Source organism: Streptomyces sodiiphilus (assembly GCF_039529215.1).
Classification (GTDB): domain Bacteria; phylum Actinomycetota; class Actinomycetes; order Streptomycetales; family Streptomycetaceae; genus Streptomyces; species Streptomyces sodiiphilus.
In genome coordinates this window covers 47686-65999 of sequence record NZ_BAAAMJ010000058.1, presented here as the reverse complement: position 1 = coordinate 65999, position 18314 = coordinate 47686, and the positions used below count along the sequence as shown (strand labels likewise).

The 18314-nt window shown below is 74.2% G+C and carries 5 protein-coding genes; all 5 read left to right on the top strand.

Going from position 1 to position 18314, the window contains the following annotated elements; translation table 11 throughout:
- A partial coding sequence (locus tag ABD299_RS21425) for a lantibiotic dehydratase (RefSeq protein WP_344265188.1) occupies window positions 1-1872 on the top strand: 1872 nt, incomplete at its 5' end.
- Window positions 1873-2115: 243 nt separating this feature from the next.
- Complete coding sequence (locus ABD299_RS21420; protein ID WP_344265186.1) at window positions 2116-8403, top strand: amino acid adenylation domain-containing protein; 6288 nt, start codon at window positions 2116-2118, stop codon at window positions 8401-8403.
- A 22-nt stretch (window positions 8404-8425) separates the two neighbouring features.
- Window positions 8426-15721, top strand: coding sequence for an amino acid adenylation domain-containing protein (locus ABD299_RS21415; RefSeq protein WP_344265184.1), 7296 nt, complete (start codon window positions 8426-8428; stop codon window positions 15719-15721).
- Window positions 15721-16983: a cytochrome P450 gene (locus tag ABD299_RS21410; RefSeq protein WP_344265182.1), complete on the top strand. Its 1263-nt coding sequence runs from the start codon at window positions 15721-15723 to the stop codon at window positions 16981-16983. Before ABD299_RS21415 ends, ABD299_RS21410 begins: the two co-directional genes overlap by 1 nt.
- A gap of 38 nt (window positions 16984-17021) precedes the next feature.
- The gene (locus ABD299_RS21405; protein ID WP_344265179.1) at window positions 17022-18284 is read left to right on the top strand and encodes an MFS transporter; all 1263 of its coding nucleotides are present in this window, start codon (window positions 17022-17024) and stop codon (window positions 18282-18284) included.
- Window positions 18285-18314 lie beyond the last annotated feature (30 nt).

Genomic DNA, 18314 nt, shown 5'->3' with positions numbered 1-18314 from the left:
ATCGGGTTCTTCGGCCCTGTCGGATGGGGCCGCTGGGACGGGGGCGTCGAAGGAGTGACGGTCGATCCGGGGACCGGCTTGATCGCCGCCTCGGAGGTGTACTTCGCCAGCTGGGCCATCGACACCCTGGCCGAGACGCTGGACAGCGACCCGGCGCTGAAGGAATGGGTCGCTCCCCGCCGGGTGCCGTTCGTGCGCCTGGACGGCACCGAGGTGACGGTCCCCGGACGGCCGCCGACAACCGTCGACCCGCGGACCGCCGCCGTGCTCGCGCTGTGCGACGGAGTGCGGCCCGCCCGGGAGATCGCCGCCGCGCTGCCGGACACCGACGTGCCGGCGGCACTGGCCGAGGCGGTGCGGCAGCGGTGGGTGGTGTGGAAGCTGGAGGTGCCGGCCGACGCCCGTCCGGAGCGCCGGCTGCGGGCCTGGCTGGACCGGGTCGGTGACCCCGCGCTGCGGCAGCGCGGCCTCGACGCGCTCGACACCCTCGAACGGGGGCGGCGGCGCGTCCGGGCGGCCGAGGGTGCCGACGACCTGGTGGACGCGCTGACCGGCCTGGAGGCGGACTTCGCCGCGCTGACCGGAGCGGCCGGCGTCCGCGAGAAGTCGGCGGGCACGGCGCCGTGCCGCGCCCTGGTGTACTCGGACTGCCGGCGCTCGGCCTCCGCTCGCGTGGGCCGTGCCGTGCACGACGCGCTGGCACCGCTGGACCCACTGCTCACCAGCGCCGGCTGGGTCACCGCCCGGCTCGCCGACGCCGTGATGACCCGGGCGAAGGACGTGTACGCCCGCCTGGCCCGGCGCGGCCCGGTCGATCTGGCGGCGTTCTGGTTCGGCTGCATGCCCATCCTGCACGGGGACGCCCGCACGGAAGCCGCCACGCTCCAGGAGGAGTTCCGGAGCCGGTGGGCGGACATCCTGGCGCCGCAGCCGGGCAGCAGCCGGGTACGGGTGTCCCTGGAGGACATCGCCGGACCGGTCACCGAGCACTTCGGCGGCCCCGGCGGCGGCTGGGCCGCGGCACGCTGCTTCAGTCCGGACATCATGATCGCCGCCACCGATGAACAGGCGGTCGCCCGCGGGGACTTCGAACTGGTCCTGGGCGAGCTGCACATGGCCGCCAACACCCTGGGCGCCTCGCTGTTCGTCAACCAGCACCCTGACCCCGGCGAGCTGCTGGACCTGACCGGACGCGACCACCCGGGGCCCCGGCTGATGCCGCTGCTGCCCAAGGAGCACCGGTCCCGCCTGTCGGGACGGATCAGGCACACCCTGGTCCGTCCGGAGGACTACTACGTGGCCCTGGTCGACTTCACCGCCGACCCGGCCCGCCCGCGCACCGTGCTCAGCTCCGACGTGACGGTGACCGAGCGGGACGGCGAACTGGTGGCCGTCCTGCCCGACGGGGCCGTGTTCCCGGCGGTGGAGGTCTTCTCCCACGTGCTGACCACCCTGGCGATGGACATGTTCCGGATCCTGCCCGAGTCCGGGCACTCGCCGAGGGTCACGGTCGACCGGCTGGTGGTGGCCAGGGAGACCTGGCGGCTGCCCGCGGCCGGCATGGACTTCGCGCACGAGAAGGACGAGGCCCGCCGGTTCGTGCGGACCCGCCGGTGGCGCGAGGAACACCGCCTGCCACGCTTCGTCTTCATGGTCCTGCCCACCGAGACCCGGCCGTTCTACGTCGACTTCGACAGCCCGGTGTACGTCAACATCTTCGCCAAGGCGGTGCGGCGGCTGGCCCGCAAGGAACCCGGGGGGAGGGTCACCGTCACCGAGATGCTGCCCACCCCCGAACACGCGTGGCTGACCGACGACCGCGGCAACGCCTACACCTCGGAGCTGCGCTTCGTCGCGGTGGACGAGCGGTAGCCCGCACCGCGCGCCACCCCCGTCCCNACCGCCGGCCGGACACCCGGCCGGGCGCGCCGGGTTGTCCGTGTGCCGCGCGGCGCCGGACGTCGGCGGGCACGCGCACGGGCTGCGCTCGTGGCTGCGCCTTCTTCCCTGTTGACCGCCCTCCGCGCACAGCAGTGTGTGGGGAAACACCGCAGGGAGGCCACAGTGAAGGTTGGCGCAGCGAACAATCGGGCGAGGCGAGGCGGCGATGTCCCGGTGACATCGTTCGCGCAGCGGCGGATGTGGTTCCTCGACCAGCTTGCGCAGGGCTCCTCGGAGTCCCTGCTCCCCCTGGCGCTGCGCATCCGCGGCGCCCTCGACATCCCGGCGCTCGAGCGGGCGCTGCGCGGCATCACGGACCGCCACGAGGTGCTGCGCACCCGCTTCGTCCCGGTCGACGGGGAGCCCGTGCCGCAGGTCGACGAGCCCGGCAGCGTCGTGCTGCGGCGGGTCGAGGCCGGCAGCGTCGAGGAACTGTTCGAGCGGGAGCTGTCCCGTCCCCTCGACCTCGCCGCGGAGGCGCCGATGCGCATGACGCTCGCCCGGATCGCCCCGGGCGAGCACGTGCTGCTGGTGGTGATCCACCACATCGCCGTGGACGGCTGGTCCTGGAGCCTGCTGCTGCGCGAACTGGCCGCCGGATACCGGGGAGAGAGCGTGGAGCCGCCCGCGCGGCAGTACGCCGACTTCGCCCGGGCCCAGACCGAGCGGCTGAGCGGGGCGCGCATGGAGCGCCTGCTGGGCTACTGGCGCGACCGGCTGGACGGCCTGACGCCGCTGGCGCTGCCCACCGACCGGCCCCGCCCCCGCTTCTGGGACGGCTCCGGGGACGTCGTCCGCTTCTCGCTGCCGGCCGGCCTGGTGGCCGAGGCCGACCGGGTCGCCCGCGACCACCGGGCGACCCGCTACATGCTGCTGCTCACGGTCTACCAGGCGCTGCTGGCGCACTACAGCGGCCGCACCGACATCGCCGTGTGCTCCACCACGGCCGACCGCGGCCAGGCCGGCACGGCCGGTCTGATCGGCCCGTTCGTCAACACGGTCGTGCTGCGCTCCGACCTGTCGGGCGAGCCCGGTTTCGGCGAACTGCTCGGCCGCGTCCGCGGGACGGTCCTGGCCGATCTCTCGCACGCCGACGCGCCGTTCGACCGGGTGGTCGGCGAGGTCGTCACCGACCGGGACCTGTCGCGGCACCCGCTGGCCCAGGCGTCGTTCACCCTGCTCAACGTCCCGCAGGAGCCGGTGAGCCTGGACGGGCTGGACGCGCAACTGGTGGCGCCTCCGCTGCACGGCAGCCCGATGGATGTCTTCCTCGACCTCAGCCTGTGGCCGGACGGCAGCATCGCCGCCCAGCTTCAGTACTCCACGGCGCTGTTCGACGCCGCCACGATGCGGCGGTTCGCCGACGGCTACACCGCCCTGCTGCGTGCCGTGGTGGCCGAGCCCGGCGCCTCCGTGGCCGGGCTCGCCAGGCGCCTGGGGCCGCTGACCGGTGCCCGGCGCGGGCCGTCCCCCGAGCGGACCGGAAGTACTGCCCCCGGCGGCGGGGCCGCGGACACCGGCACGGCCGGCGGGCCCGTCGGGATCACCGGCGCCCCGGCCGCCACCGCGCTGGAGTGCGGGGACGAATCGGTGACCTACCGGGAACTCGACGGGCTGACCGGAGGACTGGCGGCGGCACTGACCGCTGCCGGAGCCGGCCCCGGCACGCCGGTGGCGGTCTGCCTGCGGCGCGGCACCTGGTCGGTGGCCGCCATGGCCGGCATCTGGCGGGCGGGCGGCGTCTATGTCCCGCTCGATCCGCAACTGCCGCCGGAACGGCTGAGGTTCATGGTCGCCGAGGCCGGGGTGCGGTGTGTCGTGACCGACTCCGCGACCGCCGGCACGGCCGGCGAGCTGGGGCTGCCGGTCATCGACACCGCGTCCGTCGCCCCCGCCCCGGACGGTCCGCGCCACACACCCGGTCCCCGCGATCTGGCATACATCATCTTCACCTCCGGCTCCACCGGCAGGCCCAAGGCCGTCGGCGTCGAGCACGGCGCCCTGGCCTCCCATGTCGCCGCCGCCCGCGACCGTTTCCAGGTCACCGCGGCCGACCGCGTGCTGGCCTTCTCGTCGTTCTCCTTCGACGCCTCGCTCGACCAGCTGCTGCCCGCGCTCACCTGCGGCGCGACCGTTGTCGTGCGCCCCGACGAGCAGTGGCTGCCCAACCGGATCCCCGAGGTGGTCCGGCGGCACGCTCTCACCGTCGTCAACCTCCCGCCGACCTACTGGACCGAACTGGCCCACTCGCTCGCCGCCGGCAGCGCGGCCGGGCTGACCACCCTGCGGCTGCTGATCCTGGGCGGCGAGGCCGTCCCGGCGGCCGCGCTGGCCGCCTGGCAGGCCGGGGCGCCCCATGTGCGGGTGTGCAACGCCTACGGCCCGACCGAGGCCACCGTCACCTCCACCACGTACTACGTCCCCCAGGAGCGGGGACCGTACCCGGAGGACCGGGTTCCGATGGGAACGCCGCTGGGCTCGCGCCGGGTCCACGTGGTGGACGAACACGACCGGCCCGTCGCGCCGGGCGAGCCCGGCGAGCTGCTGATCGGCGGCCCGGAGCTGGCACGGGGATACCTCGGGCGGCCGGCCCTGACCGCGGAGCGGTTCGTGCCCGACCCGTTCGGCGGCGACGGCGACCGGCTCTACCGCACCGGTGACCTCGTCCGGGCGCTGCCCGACGGCACCCTGGAGTTCCTCGGCCGCACCGACGACCAGGTGAAGATCCGCGGATTCCGCATCGAACTGGGAGAGGTCGAGGCGGCTTTGCTCCAGTGCCCCGGCGTGGTCGCCGCGGCCGCCGCCGCGGTGCCGGACGCCACCGGCGGCCTCGGGCTGGCCGCCTACGTGGTGACCGCCCCGGGCTCCGCGGAGACGACCGGCCCGGCAGCCCTGCGCGCCTGGTGTGCCCGTCAGCTGCCGCACTGGGCGGTTCCCTCGGACTTCGTCGCGCTGGACGAACTGCCCACCGGCACCTCGGGCAAGCTCGACCGCTCCGCCCTGCCCGCCGTGCGCCCGGACCGGGCGGCGAGCGGCGCCGGATACGCCGAGCCCCGCGACGAGACCGAACGGGTGATCGCCGGCATCTGGGCCGAGGTCCTGGGCGTCGACCGGGTCGGCATCGACGACGGGTTCTTCGAGCTGGGCGGGCACTCGCTGCTCGCCACCATGGCGGTCTCCCGCATCGCCGAACGCCTGGGCCGTGACGTCGAGCTGCGGACCCTGTTCGAGAACCCCCGCATCCGCGAGTTCGGCCCGCAGGTCGCCCGGGCGCGGCAGGCGTCCGCCGCGGGTGTCGTCCCGGTCGACCGCTCCGGCCCGCTGCCCCTGTCCTTCGCCCAGGAACGGCTGTGGTTCCTCGACCGCATGTCGGAGCTCGGCGAGGACTACGTGCTGTGGTTCTGCTGGCGGGTGCGCGGCGGCCTGGACCGCACCGCCTGGCAGGGCGCTCTGGACGACGTGGTGGCCCGGCACGAAGTGCTGCGGACCGCCCTGACCGAGGACGACGGCCGTCCGGTGCAGCTCGTCCGGGAGTCGGCCGGAGTGCCGCTGGAGTGGCACCCGGCACCGCCCGGCGGGGACGAGGCGGAGCGCCTGGAGAAGATCCGGGAGTCGGCGGCCGCCCTGGCCACCCGCCGCTTCGACCTGGCCGGGCCGCCGATGCTGCGCGCGGGGGTGTGGGAACTGGGGCCCGAGGACCACGTGGCCGTCATCTCCTTCCACCACGTGGCCACCGACGGCTGGTCGAAGGACATCGTCACCGCCGAGTTGTCCGCCTGCTACCGCGCCCGGCTGGAGGGCCGCACGGCGTCGCTGCCGCCGCTGCCGGTCCAGTACGGGGACTTCGCCGTCTGGCAGCGCGAGCGCGCCGCGAACGGGGAGCTGGAGCGGCAGGTGCGTTACTGGAGGACGGCGTTGGCCGGCGTCCCGGCGCTGGAGCTGCCCACCGACCGGCCCCGCCCGGCGGGATGGTCGGGCCGGGGCGGAGCTGTCGAGGTGCCGCTGGCGCCGGAGCTGACCGACGCGGTCGACGAGCTGGCCCGCCGGCACGGCGCCACCCGCTTCATGGTGCTGCTGGCCGTCGTGCAGATCGTGCTCGCCCGCTGGTCCGGGCAGCGCGACGTGCCCGTCGGCACCCCCGTCGCCGGACGCGCCCGGCTGGAGCTGGAGCGGCTGGTCGGGTTCTTCGTCAACACGGTGGTGCTGCGCGGCGACCTGTCCGGGGACCCCACCTTCGCCGAGTACCTCGACCGGGCCCGTGCCACGGTGCTCGGTGCCTTCGACCACCAGGACGTGCCGTTCGAGCGGCTGGTGGAGGAGCTGCGGCCCGAACGGGACCCGTCCCGCAACCCCCTGTTCCAGGTCATGTTCGACGTGCAGGAGAGCACCGGGGGCGGCCCGCGGATCGACGGCCTGGGCGTGGAGGTCTTCCCGCTGCCGTGGAACTCGGCGAAGTTCGACCTGACCGCCACCTTCCTGGTCTCGCCGGGCCGCCTCGCGCTGAACGTCGAGTACTGCAGTGACCTGTTCGATGCCGCCACCGTCACCCGGTTCGCCGGGCACGTGGCCCGGGTGCTCCAGCAGGTGCTGGCCGACCCCGGGGCCGCCGTGGGACGGCTGGACCTGCTGAGTGCCGAGGAGCGCGCGGAACTGACCGCCTCGGCCGGCGGCACCGGCCCGGCGGCCGGGGAGCGGCCCCCGTTCACGCCCTGCGGCCGCCCGGACGCGACGGCCCTGGTGTGCGGGGACGCGTCGGTGACCTACCGCGAACTGGACGGGCTGACCGGCGGACTGGCAACTGCCCTCACCGGGGCCGGTGCGGGCCCCGGCACGCCCGTGGGGGTGTGCCTGGAGCGCGGCACCTGGCCGGTGGCCGCCATGCTCGCCGTCTGGCGGGCCGGGGGCGTCTACGTCCCCCTGGACCCGCGGCTTCCCGCCGAACGGATCGCGTTCATGCTCGCCGAGGCCGGCGTGCGCTGCGTCGTCGCCGACGCCGGGACCGCCGGCGCGCTCGCCCCGCTCGGCGTGCCCCTGGTCCGCGTGGAGACGGTCAGGCCGCACCCGCACGGTCCGCGCCGCATCCCCGGCCCCGGCGATCTCGCCTACACCATCTTCACCTCGGGCTCCACCGGCAGGCCCAAGGCGGTCGGCGTCGAGCACCACGCCCTGGCCGCTCATGTCGCCGCCGCCTGCGACCAGTTCGCCCTCACGGCCGACGACCGGGTACTGACCTTCGCCTCGCTGTCCTTCGACGCGTCGCTGGAGCAGATACTTCCTGCCCTCGGCACCGGTGCCACGGTGGTGATCCGCCCCGACGAGATCTGGTCCGTCGAGGAACTGGCCGCCCGGGTGCGCGAGGAGCGCGTCACCGTCATGGAGGTCACCCCCTCCTACTGGGAGGAGATCGTGGCCCGGCTTGACGACATCGCCGGTGATCTCGCGACCCTGCGCCTGCTCGTCACCGGCGGCGAGGCTCTGCCGTCCGCCCCGCTGGCCGACTGGTTCCGCCGTCTCCCCGGGGTGCCCGTCGTCAACACCTACGGGCCGACCGAGGCCGTCATCTCCGCCACCGCGCACCCCGTCACCGGCCCGGTCGCCGGACGGGTCCCGATCGGCAGGCCGCTGGGCTCGCGCCGGGTGTACGTGGTGGACGACCACGGCGCACTCGTCCCGCCCGGCGTACCCGGCGAGCTGCTGATCGGCGGCCCGGAGCTGGCCCGCGGCTACCTGGGGCGGCCCGCCATGACGGCCGAGCGGTTCGTGCCCGACCCGTTCGGCGGCGACGGCGGCCGGCTGTACCGCACCGGCGACCTCGTGCGCCTGCTGCCCGACGGCAACCTGGAATTCCTCGGGCGGACCGACAACCAGGTCAAGATCCGCGGTTTCCGCATCGAGCCCGGTGAGATCGAGGCGGTGCTCCAGCAGCACCCGGCCGTGCACGGCGCCGCCGTCCTGGTCCGCGAACTCCGCGGCGAGCGCGCCCTGGTCGGCTACGCCGCCGGCCGGGGGACGGACGCCGGAGAACTGGCCGACTGGTGCCGCGCCAAGCTGCCCTCCTACATGGTGCCGGCCGTGATCACCGTGCTCGACGCCCTGCCGCGCACGGTGCAGGGCAAGCTCGACACCGCGGCCCTCCCCGACCCCGAACCCCCCGCCGCGGACAAGTTCGTCGCGCCCCGCACCCCCACCGAGGTGGTGACGGCCCAGATCTGGGCCGAGGTGCTCGGCGTACCGAAGGTCGGTGTCCACGACGACTTCTTCTCCCTCGGCGGGCACTCGCTGCGCGCCGTGGCCGCGGCATCCCGCCTGCGGGCCGCGTTCGACTGCCCGATCCATGTGCGCGACCTCTTCGAGCACCCCACCGTCGAGCTCCTCGCCGTCGAGGTGGAACGGCAGCTCGTCGAGCAGATCTCCGCGATGAGCGAGGACGAGATCGACCTCTCCCTGACGGTGGACTACTGAGACCGATTGGACGGAACACGTCATGACCACTCCGGACGTCCAGCCCCCCGCCACCCGCCCCGGCCTCTCCCCGGCGGCCCGGCGCCTGCTGGAACAGCGGCTCCGAGGCCGGGCGGGCACCAAGCCGGCCGGCATCCCGCGGCGCGACCCGCGCCCCGACCGCGCGCCGCTGTCGGCGGCCCAGCAACGCCTCTACTTCCTCGACCGGCTCGACCCCGGCGGGGCCGAGTACCTGATGCCCGCCGCCTGGCGGTTCGCCGGACCCCTCGACGTGGCCGCACTCGACGCCGCGGTCGATGACCTGGTCGCCCGCCACGAACAGCTGCGGGTGATCTTCCCCGACGAGGAGGGCGTCCCCGTCCAGCGGGTGCTGCCCGCCGACGGAGCCGGCCTGGACCTGGTGGACCTGACCGCCGCCGCGGACCGGGACGACGAGGACACGATCGCCGCGGCCGTGCGGGAGGCGGCGGTGCGTCCCTTCGACCTCGCCACCGAGCCCGCCTTCCGGGCCACCTTGCTGCGGATCGCCGACGAGGACCACGTGCTGGTCCTGGCCATGCACCACATCGTCTCCGACGGCTGGTCGCTGGACATACTGGTGCGCGACCTGCGCGAGTGCTACCGCGCCAGGAGCGAGAACCGCTCGCCGCGGCTCCCGGACATGCCCATCGACTACACCGACTACGCCGTCTGGCAGCGCGCGGCCGACGAGACCGCCTCCCTCGCCTACTGGCGCAGCGCCCTGGCCGGCCTTACCCCCCTGGAACTGCCCACCGACCACCAGCGGCCGGCCACCCGCTCCTACGAGGGCGCCGTCCACACCGTGGAACTCCCCGGTGAGCTCGCGGCGGACCTCGCCGAGCTCGGCAGGCGCGCCGACACCACCTCGTACATGACCCTGATGGCGGCCTTCCAGGCGGCCCTGGCCTTCCACAGCGGCCAGAGCGACATCGCGGTGGGCACCGTGGTGGCCAACCGGGACCGGCCGGAGACCGAACAGCTCGTCGGCTTCTTCGTCAACACCCTGGTGATCCGCACCGACCTGTCGGGCGACCCGACCCCGAAGCAGCTCCTGGCCCGAACCCGGGAGAGCGTCCTGGGCGCCCTGTCCCACCAGGACCTGCCCTTCGAGCGGGTGGTGGACGAACTGAGCCCGGAGCGGGACCTGTCCCGCAACCCGCTGGTCCAGGTGCTGTTCACGCACTCCACGGTGCGGCGCGGCGAGACGCTCGCCCTGGGCCGGGCGACCGGCACCGCCTTCCCCGTCGACCTCACCACCGCCAAGTTCGACCTGTCGCTGGAAGCCACCGAGGACGCCGGCCGCGTCCTGCTCTCCTTCGTCTACCGCCCCGACCTGTTCACCGCCGCGTCGGTGGCCCGGCTCGCCGACCACACCGTGGCGGTGCTGCGGGCCTTCACCATGACCCCGGACCTCCCGCTCGGCTCGGTGGACCTGCTCACCGGCGACGAGCGCGCCGCGCTGCTCGGGCCCGACGGCCCGGCGAACTCCGCCCCCCTCACCGGGCCCGCACCGCGCACGGCGCTGGAGCGGCTGGAGGAGCAGATCCGCCGCGCCCCCGGCGCGGTGGCCGTCAGCGGCGGCGGCCGCTGCCTCACCTACGCCGGACTCGACGCCGCCTCCCGGGCCCTGGCCCGGCGGCTTCGCGCGGCCGGAGCCGGGCCGGAGAGCCTGGTCGGGGTCTGCCTGGACCGCGGCGTGGACCTGGCAGTGGCGTTGCTCGGGGTGTGGCGGGCCGGCGCCGCCTACCTGCCGCTCGATCCCGCCCACCCGCGCGCCCGCCGCGCCTTCACCGTCGCCGACGCGGGCGTCTCCTGTGTCGTCGCCGACGCGACGGGGCGTGCGGCGGTGGACGGCCTGCCGGTGGAGGTGATCCCTCTCGACACCACCGACGCCCCCGGCACGGCCGGGAGCGGCGGCGCCACCGGTGAGCAGGAGCCCTCCGGGCCCCTCCCGCAGCCGGGGAACCTGGCCTACGTCATCTACACCTCCGGTTCCACCGGCAGGCCCAAGGGGGTCGAGGTCACCCACGGCAACCTCGCCTGGCTGCTGGACGCGGCCGACCGGCACTTCGACTTCGGCCCCGGGGACGTGTGGACCCTGCTGCACTCCCCGGCGTTCGACTTCTCCGTCTGGGAACTGTGGACCCCGCTCACCAGCGGCGGCCGCGTCGTCGTCCTCACCGAGGACGAGGTCCGAGATCCCGCCGCCGTGCACGCCGTGCTGCGCGACGAGCGCGTCACGGTGCTCAACCAGACGCCTGCCGCGTTCAAGGGACTGCGGGCCCACCTGGCCCAGCAGGGCGAGAGCTTCGCCGGACTGGCCCTGCGCACCGTCGTCTTCGGCGGCGACGCCTTCGACACCCGGGACTACCGCGACTGGTTCACCGCCCCCGCCTCCCAGCGGCCGGAACTGGTCAACATGTACGGGATCACCGAGACCACCGTGCACGTGACCCACCGGACGATCACCGCCGAGGACCCCGGCGCACCCGTCCACTCGCCCATCGGACGCCCGCTGGCGGGCCAGCGCGGCTACGTCCTGGACCAGGCCCGGCGTCTGGTCCCGCAGGGCACCGTGGGCGAGCTGTACGTCGCCGGAGGCGGTGTCGCCCGCGGCTACCGCAACCGGCCCGAGCTGTCCGCCGAGCGCTTCCCCGCCGACCCCTTCGGCCCCGAGGGCTCCCGGATGTACCGCACCGGGGACCTGGTGCGGGTACTGCCCGACGGGCAGCTCGCCTACGTCGGCCGCGCCGACCACCAGGTGAAGATCCGCGGCTTCCGTATCGAGCCCGGCGAGATCGAGGCGGCCCTGCGCGACTGCCCCGGGGTACGGGACGCAGCGGTGGTGGCCCGCACCGACGGCCACGGCGGAGCCCGCCTCGTCGGCCACGTGGTCACCGCCGAGGAACGGCCCCTGGATGCCCCCGCGCTGCGCGGACGGCTGCGTCTGACCCTGCCCGAGTACATGGTCCCCGCCCTGTTCGTGCGGCACCCCCGGCTGCCGGTCACCGCCAACGGAAAGATCGACCGCGCCGCCCTGACCGCCGTGGCGGGTGACAGCGCCTCCGCCGGCGACGCGCACGTGCCGCCCGGCACCGGGACCGAGAAGGAGCTGGCCCGCATTTGGGGAGAGGTCCTGGGGGCCGAACGCGTCAGCCTGACCGACAACTTCTTCGACCTGGGCGGCGACTCCATCCTGGCCCTGCGGGTGATCGGCATGGCCCGCTCGGCCGGCCTCGGCCTGAGCGTCGCCGACCTCTTCCGCGCCCGTACGCTGGGCGACCTCGCCCGGCTCGCCACCTCGGAGCAGGAGACCGGCGGACCCGTCGAGCCCTTCTCCCAGCTCGACCCCGCCGACGCGGCCCGGCTGCCCGAAGGACTCGACGACGCCTACCCCCTCACCATGCTGCAGGCCGGCATGCTGCACGAGATGCTCGCCGACCCACGGCGCGGCGCCTACCACAACGTCACCGACCTCAAGATCACCGTGCCGGAGGGCTTCGACCGGGCCGCCTTCCAGGCCGCCGTCGACACGGTGGTGCGCGGCCACAGCATCCTGCGGTCCTCCATCGACCTGGTCACCTACAGCCGCCCGCTCCAGCTGGTGCACCGCACCGCCGCGCTGCCCGTCGGCTACACCGACCTGCGAGGGCTGTCCCACGACGAGCAGCGGGCCGCCCTGCGCGCCCACGTGGAGGCCGAGTTCGACCACCGCTTCGACCTCACCCGCCCACCGCTGGTGCGCATCCACCTGCACCACCTCACCGACCACGAACTGCGGTTCACCATCACCGACTGCCACGTCGTGCTGGACGGCTGGAGCCTGACGTCGCTCGTCGCCGACCTGCTCGACCTGCACCGCCGGGCCGTCGTGGACGGGGGAGAGCCGCAGCTTCCGCCCGCCCCCCGCTTCGCCGAGTACGTCGCACTCGAACAGGCGGCGCTGAAGGACGAGGACGGGCTGCGCTACTGGCGTGGCGTGCTCGGCGACCTGCGTCCCGTCCGGTTCACCCGCCGAGGCGAGGAGACCGCGGGCGAGGAGCGGATCGTCCACGAGGTGCGCCGTTCCTGGTCCCGGCTTGTCGAGCCCGTCGGCCGGCTGGCCCGGCAGGCCGGGGTGCCGCGCCGCACCGTGCTCCTCACCGCCTTCCACCACGCCATGAGCCTGTTCGCCGAACGTGACGAGGACGTGGCAGGTCACGCCATCGGCCTGGTCACCAACGGCAGGCCGGAGATACCCGGCGCCGACCGGATGCGTGGCCTGTTCCTCAACACCGTTCCGTTCGGCGTGGCCGCCCCGCGGGGCACCTGGCTGGAGTACCTGCGTGCGGTGTTCAGCGCCGAACAGGACATGCTTCCGCACCGCAGGGTGCCGCTGGCCCGGCTCGCCCAGCTGCGCCCCGGCGAGCCCAACCCGGTCGAGGCCATCTTCAACTACGTCAACTTCCACCGGCTGGCACACGACACCTGGGACGAGTCGCTGGAGATCGCCCGGACCGCCTTTCCGCTGCTGGTCAACGCGAGCGTGGACGGCTTCACCCTCGACGTCGACCCGGACTGCGTCTCACCGGCCACCGCCGAGCAGCTCGCCGACCTGCTGTGCGCCCTGCTCGAACAGATGGTCGCCGACCCGCGGGGCCCGGTCACCCGTCCCGCGCTGACCGGCGCCGCCCGTGACCGTGCCCTGGAGGACTGGGGGAGGGGCCCGCGCCGTCGCAACACCCCGCTGATGTTCCACGAGTGCTTCGCCGGGCACGCCGCCCGCACCCCCGACGCGGTGGCCGTCTCGTACGCCACCGGGGAAGAGGTGACCTACGCCGCCCTCCACGGCGCCGCGGGACGGCTGGCGGCGAGGCTGCGCTCCCTGGGCGTCGGGCCCGAGACCGTCGTCGGCATCTGCGCCGACCGGGGGCCCGACATGGTGCGGGCCGTGCTCGGCGTGCACCGGGCCGGCGGCGCCTTCGTGCCGCTGGACCCGCAGCATCCCGCCGAGCGGCTCGCGTTCATCGCGCAGGACAGCGGCATGCGGGTGCTGCTCACCCAGTCGCCGCTGGCCGGGAAGGTCCCCTTCGACGGGCCCGGACTGCTCCTGGACGACCCCGCCACCTGGACCGTCCCCGACGGTGAGGCGCCGCAGCCGCCGGACCCCGCGACGACAGAGGACAGCGCGGCCTACATCATCTACACCTCCGGCTCGACCGGCACGCCCAAGGGCGCCGTCATCCCGCACCGCGGTCTGACCAACATGCTCGAAGGACAGCGCGACCTGATCCGCCCCACGCCCGCCGACCGGGTGCTGCAGTTCGCCTCCTTCAGCTTCGACGCCTCCATCCTGGAGATGACCTGGGCGCTGGCCAACGGCGGGCGCCTGTGCACCGTCCCGAAGGCGGCCCTGCGTCCCGGCCCGGACCTGGCGCGGACCCTGGCCGAGCAGCGGATCACCGGCACCATGCTGCCGCCCAGCGCCCTGGCGGTGCTGGGGGAGGACCGCTTCCCCGGCCTGGAGGTCCTGCAGGTGGCCGGCGAGGAGTGCCCGGCCGAACTGGCCGCCACCTGGTCGCGCGGACGCCGCTTCCACAACGTCTACGGGCTGACCGAGGCGTCCGTGTGGTCCGTCTCCGCCACGCTTCGGCCGGACGGCGGACGTCCGCCGGTCGGCACCCCCATCCGCAACACCACGATGTACGTGCTCGACGAGGACATGCAGCCCGTCCCGGTCGGCGTGGCCGGGGAGATCTACCTGGGCGGCGACGCGGTGGGCCGGTGCTACCTGAACCGGCCGGAGCTGACCGCCGCCACCTTCGTGCCCGATCCCTACGGCGCCCCGGGCGCACGCCTGTGCCGCACCGGTGACATGGGCACCCACCTCCCCGACGGGTCGGTGCGGTGGCTCGGCCGCCGTGACGCCCAGGTCAAGCTGCGCGGTTTCCGGATCGAACTGGGCGAGATCGAGCACGCGCTGCGCGCCCTGCCCGAGGTGGGCCAGGCGGTCGTGCTCATGCGGCGCGACCTGCCCGGCGGGCCCGGGCTCGTCGCCTACGTCGTCCCCCGGGACGGTACCGGCCCCACCGTCGAGCAGCTCGCGGACGCCCTGCGCTCCACGCTGCCCGGCTACATGGTGCCCGGCCGGTTCGTGTTCCTCGACGCCATGCCCGTCAACAGCAGCGGCAAGACCGACAAGCGGGCCCTGCCGCTGCCCTCGGCCGAACGGACCCACAGCGACACCGCCTACGTCGCCCCCCGCACCCGCACCGAACTCGTCCTGGCCCAGGTGTGGCGCGAGGTGCTGGGGATCTCCCGGATCGGAGTCCACGACGACTTCTTCCTGATCGGCGGCAGCTCCCTGTCCACCGTCCGGGTGTCCGCCATGACCGCCGACCGCGGCCTGTCCGTCTCGGTGCGCGACCTCATCGAACTGCCCACCATCGCCCGGCTCGCCGCCCATCTGGACGCCTCCGGCGGCTCCCCGGCGGCGGAGATCAGGTCCGAGGTGCGGCTGCGCGAGGGCGACGGCGCCCCGCTGTGGTGCGTGCACCCCACCGGCGGCAGCGCCGCCTGGTACATCCCCCTCGCCAGGGAGCTGCAGCCGGGCACGCCGGTCAGGGCCTTCCAGGCCCGCGGACTCCTCGGCGGGGTGGATCCCAGCACCGTGCCGGGTATCGCGGCCAATTACGCCGCGGAGATCGCGGCCCACGGCGGGCAGGGCCCGCACGACCTGCTGGGCTGGTCCATGGGCGGCAACCTCGCCGTCGAGATGGCCACCCAGCTCCACGAGGCCGGCCATACCGTCTCCCCCCTGGTGCTCATCGAGCCCTATCTGCCCAGCCCCGGCGCCCGCATCAAACTGCTGGACGTGGCGCGGGACATGCGCACCGCGCTGGCGATGCGCGACCGGGTGCGCGCACTGCCCCCCTCGCCCGAGCGCGACCGGGAGGCGGCAGCCCTCACCGAACTCCTGCTGGGCGCCGGCATGAGCCCAAGCGAGGCGGCACTCGTCGACAAAGCACCCGTCGAGGTGTGGCACTCGCTGCTCGCCGCCCTGGCCGATGCCGAGGTCCGCCCCTACCCCGGACACATCCACCTCGTCGTGGGCACCGAGGCCGCCGATCTCCCGGCCGGCGAGCCGATGCCGGGCCTGGACGTCGACTTCTCCGGCTACGTCGAGCGCTGGCGCGAACTGGCCCTGGGCGGGCTGACCGTCCACATCACCGAGGGCGACCACATGTCGATGCTCGCCGACCCGCTGGTCCACAAGACCGCCGAACTGCTGGACACGATCAGGGCGGAGGCCCGCTGATGACGACAGCGACCACGACGGCCCCGGACCGGGTGCCGCCCGGCGCACCGGCCGCCTTCACCGAGCGCTACCTGCTCGACCCGGCCGTGAACGCCGAACCCTACGGCTACCTCGACTCCCTGCGCGACCACCGGCCGGTGTACTGGAGCGCCATGCACCGGGCCTGGCTCATCACCGGCTACGAACAGCTCCTGCGCTGTCTGCGCGACCCGGCGGTCTCGGCCGACCGGGTGCGCCCGCTGATGGACGCCGTCCCGGAGGGCGCCCGCGAGGACGCCGACCGGGCATTCTCCATCCTGTCGCGCTGGATGGTGTTCAACGACCCGCCCGAGCACCGCCGGCTGCGGCAGGTGTTCCAGGAGCAGTTCGCCGCCCGCGCCATCGAGCGGTACCGCCCCTTCGTGGAACGGGCCACCCGCGCCATGCTCACCCGCCGGGCCGTCCCCGGCTCCGACGGGGACCTGGCCGCCGACATCGCCCGGCCCCTGCCCGCCCTGGTCTTCGCCCGCTGGCTGGGCGTCCCCCAGGCCCACAGCCGCTCCTTCTGGTACTGGAACGCCCGGGTGGGCGACCTGGTCCTGGGAGCGGCCCAGGAGGAACGCGAGTACCGCACCTCGCTGCAGTCCCTGGTCAGCCTGGAGGACTACCTCGCCGGCCTGGTCCGGCAGCGGCGCGAGGAGCCGCGGGACGACCTGATCAGCGCCGTCCTGGCCGACGGCAGGATCGGGGACACGGTCACCGAGGAGGAGTTCGTCGGCATGCTCACCCAGATGGCGTTCGCCGGCGGGGAGACCACGAGCAACCTCATCGTCAACGCCGTGCGCGCCCTGCTGCTGCATCCGCGGGAACTGGCCGCGGTCCGCGAGGACCCGCAGCTCGTGTCCGCCGCGGTGGAGGAGACGCTGCGCTGGGACGGCCCCTCGAAGATGTCGATCCGGACCGCCGCCCGCGACTTCGGGCTGGACGGGGCCACGCTGCGCGCGGGCGACCGCATGTTCCTGGTCACCGCGGCCGCCAACCGCGACCCGGCCCGCTTCGAGGATCCCGGTGTGTTCGCCGTCCGCCGCGGCAGCCCCTCGCACCTCGGTCTCGGCTACGGCGCCCACTTCTGCATCGGCGCGGCGCTGGCCCGGCTGGTGGCCGGCGCCGTGGTGGGCGTGCTGGTGCGCGACTACCCCGGGCTGCGCCTGGCGGAGCAGCGGCACACCTGGCAGCCGTCACTGCTCAACCGCAGCCTCACCGCACTTCCCGTCCACTACTGACCGCAGCCTGGCACAGGCCGCACTACGAAAGGTCCGACATGTCGAGCACTCTGAGCGAGGCCGGCTCACGGCTGTGGGGGCCCGCCCGGCTGCCGTCGTTCCGCCTGCTGTGGGTGGCACAGTCCCTGTCCCTGCTCGGGCACGGGTTCAGCTACATCGCGTTCGCGTGGATCACGCTGACCCTCACCGACTCCGCCCTCACTCTCGGCTGGGTGCTGGCCTTCCAGGCGGTTCCCCGGGCCCTGCTGACCCTGGTCGGAGGCTCGCTCAGCGACAAGTGGTCCCACCGCACGGTGATGATGCTCTCCAGCTGGGCGCGGGCCGCCCTGATGGTGATGGTGGGCGTGGCGGGCATGGCGGGAACCTTGAACATCGCCATGCTGTGCGTCGCCGCCGCGGCCTTCGGCGCGGTCGACGCCTTCTTCCAGCCCGCCAGGGTGTCCATCCTGCCGTCGGTCGTCGACAAGGACATGCTGCCCCAGGCCAACGCCCTGCTCGGGGCCGGAACCCGGGTGTTCGCCGTGCTCGGCCCGGCCGTGGGCGGCATCGTGGTCGCCTTCTCCGACGCCAATGTCGCGTTCCTCGTCGACGGCCTGTGCTTCGCCGTCTGCGCCCTGTGTGTCGCCCGGGTCCGGACGCTTCCGCGGCAGGCGGACACCGATTCCGGGCCGGAGGGGGGCGGGAAGGAGGAGACCGGCGACACGCTGCTCACCCGCATCCGGTACGGGCTGCGGTACGCCTGGCAGGACCCTCGCATCCGCACCATGCTGGTCGTCGACACGGCGGTGACCTTCTGCTACGCCGGGCCGTTCACCGTCGGGTTCGCCACCCTGGCCAAGTCCGAACTCCAGGGCGGCTCCATGACCCTGGGCCTGCTCAACGGCGCGCTGGTGGGCGGGGCGATGCTCGGGGCCCTGGTCGGCGGCACCCTGTCGGTGCGCCCGAGGGTGGGGCTGCTGGTGGCCGGCCTGGCGGGATGGCTGGCCCTGGGCATGGGATCGCTGGGGCTGCTGGGCAGCACCACGGCGGCCATCGGAACCGTCCTGACCATGGGCTTCGCCATCGGCTTCCAGGGCGTCTTCGGTCTCAGCTGGCTGCAGCGCAATGTCCCCGAGCAGATGCTGAGCCGGGTGATCTCCTTCGACATGGTGCTCGGCTACGCCATCGCCCCGGTCTCGCTGCTGCTGTGCGGGATCCTCGCCGACATCAGCGTCGCCGCGATGTTCGGCGGCGTCGCCCTGATCCTGGCGGTGACGGCGCTGGGCGTGCTGACGTCGCGGCCGGTCCGGGAGATGAGGTGACCGCCGGCGGCTGACGGGCCGTCCGCCAGG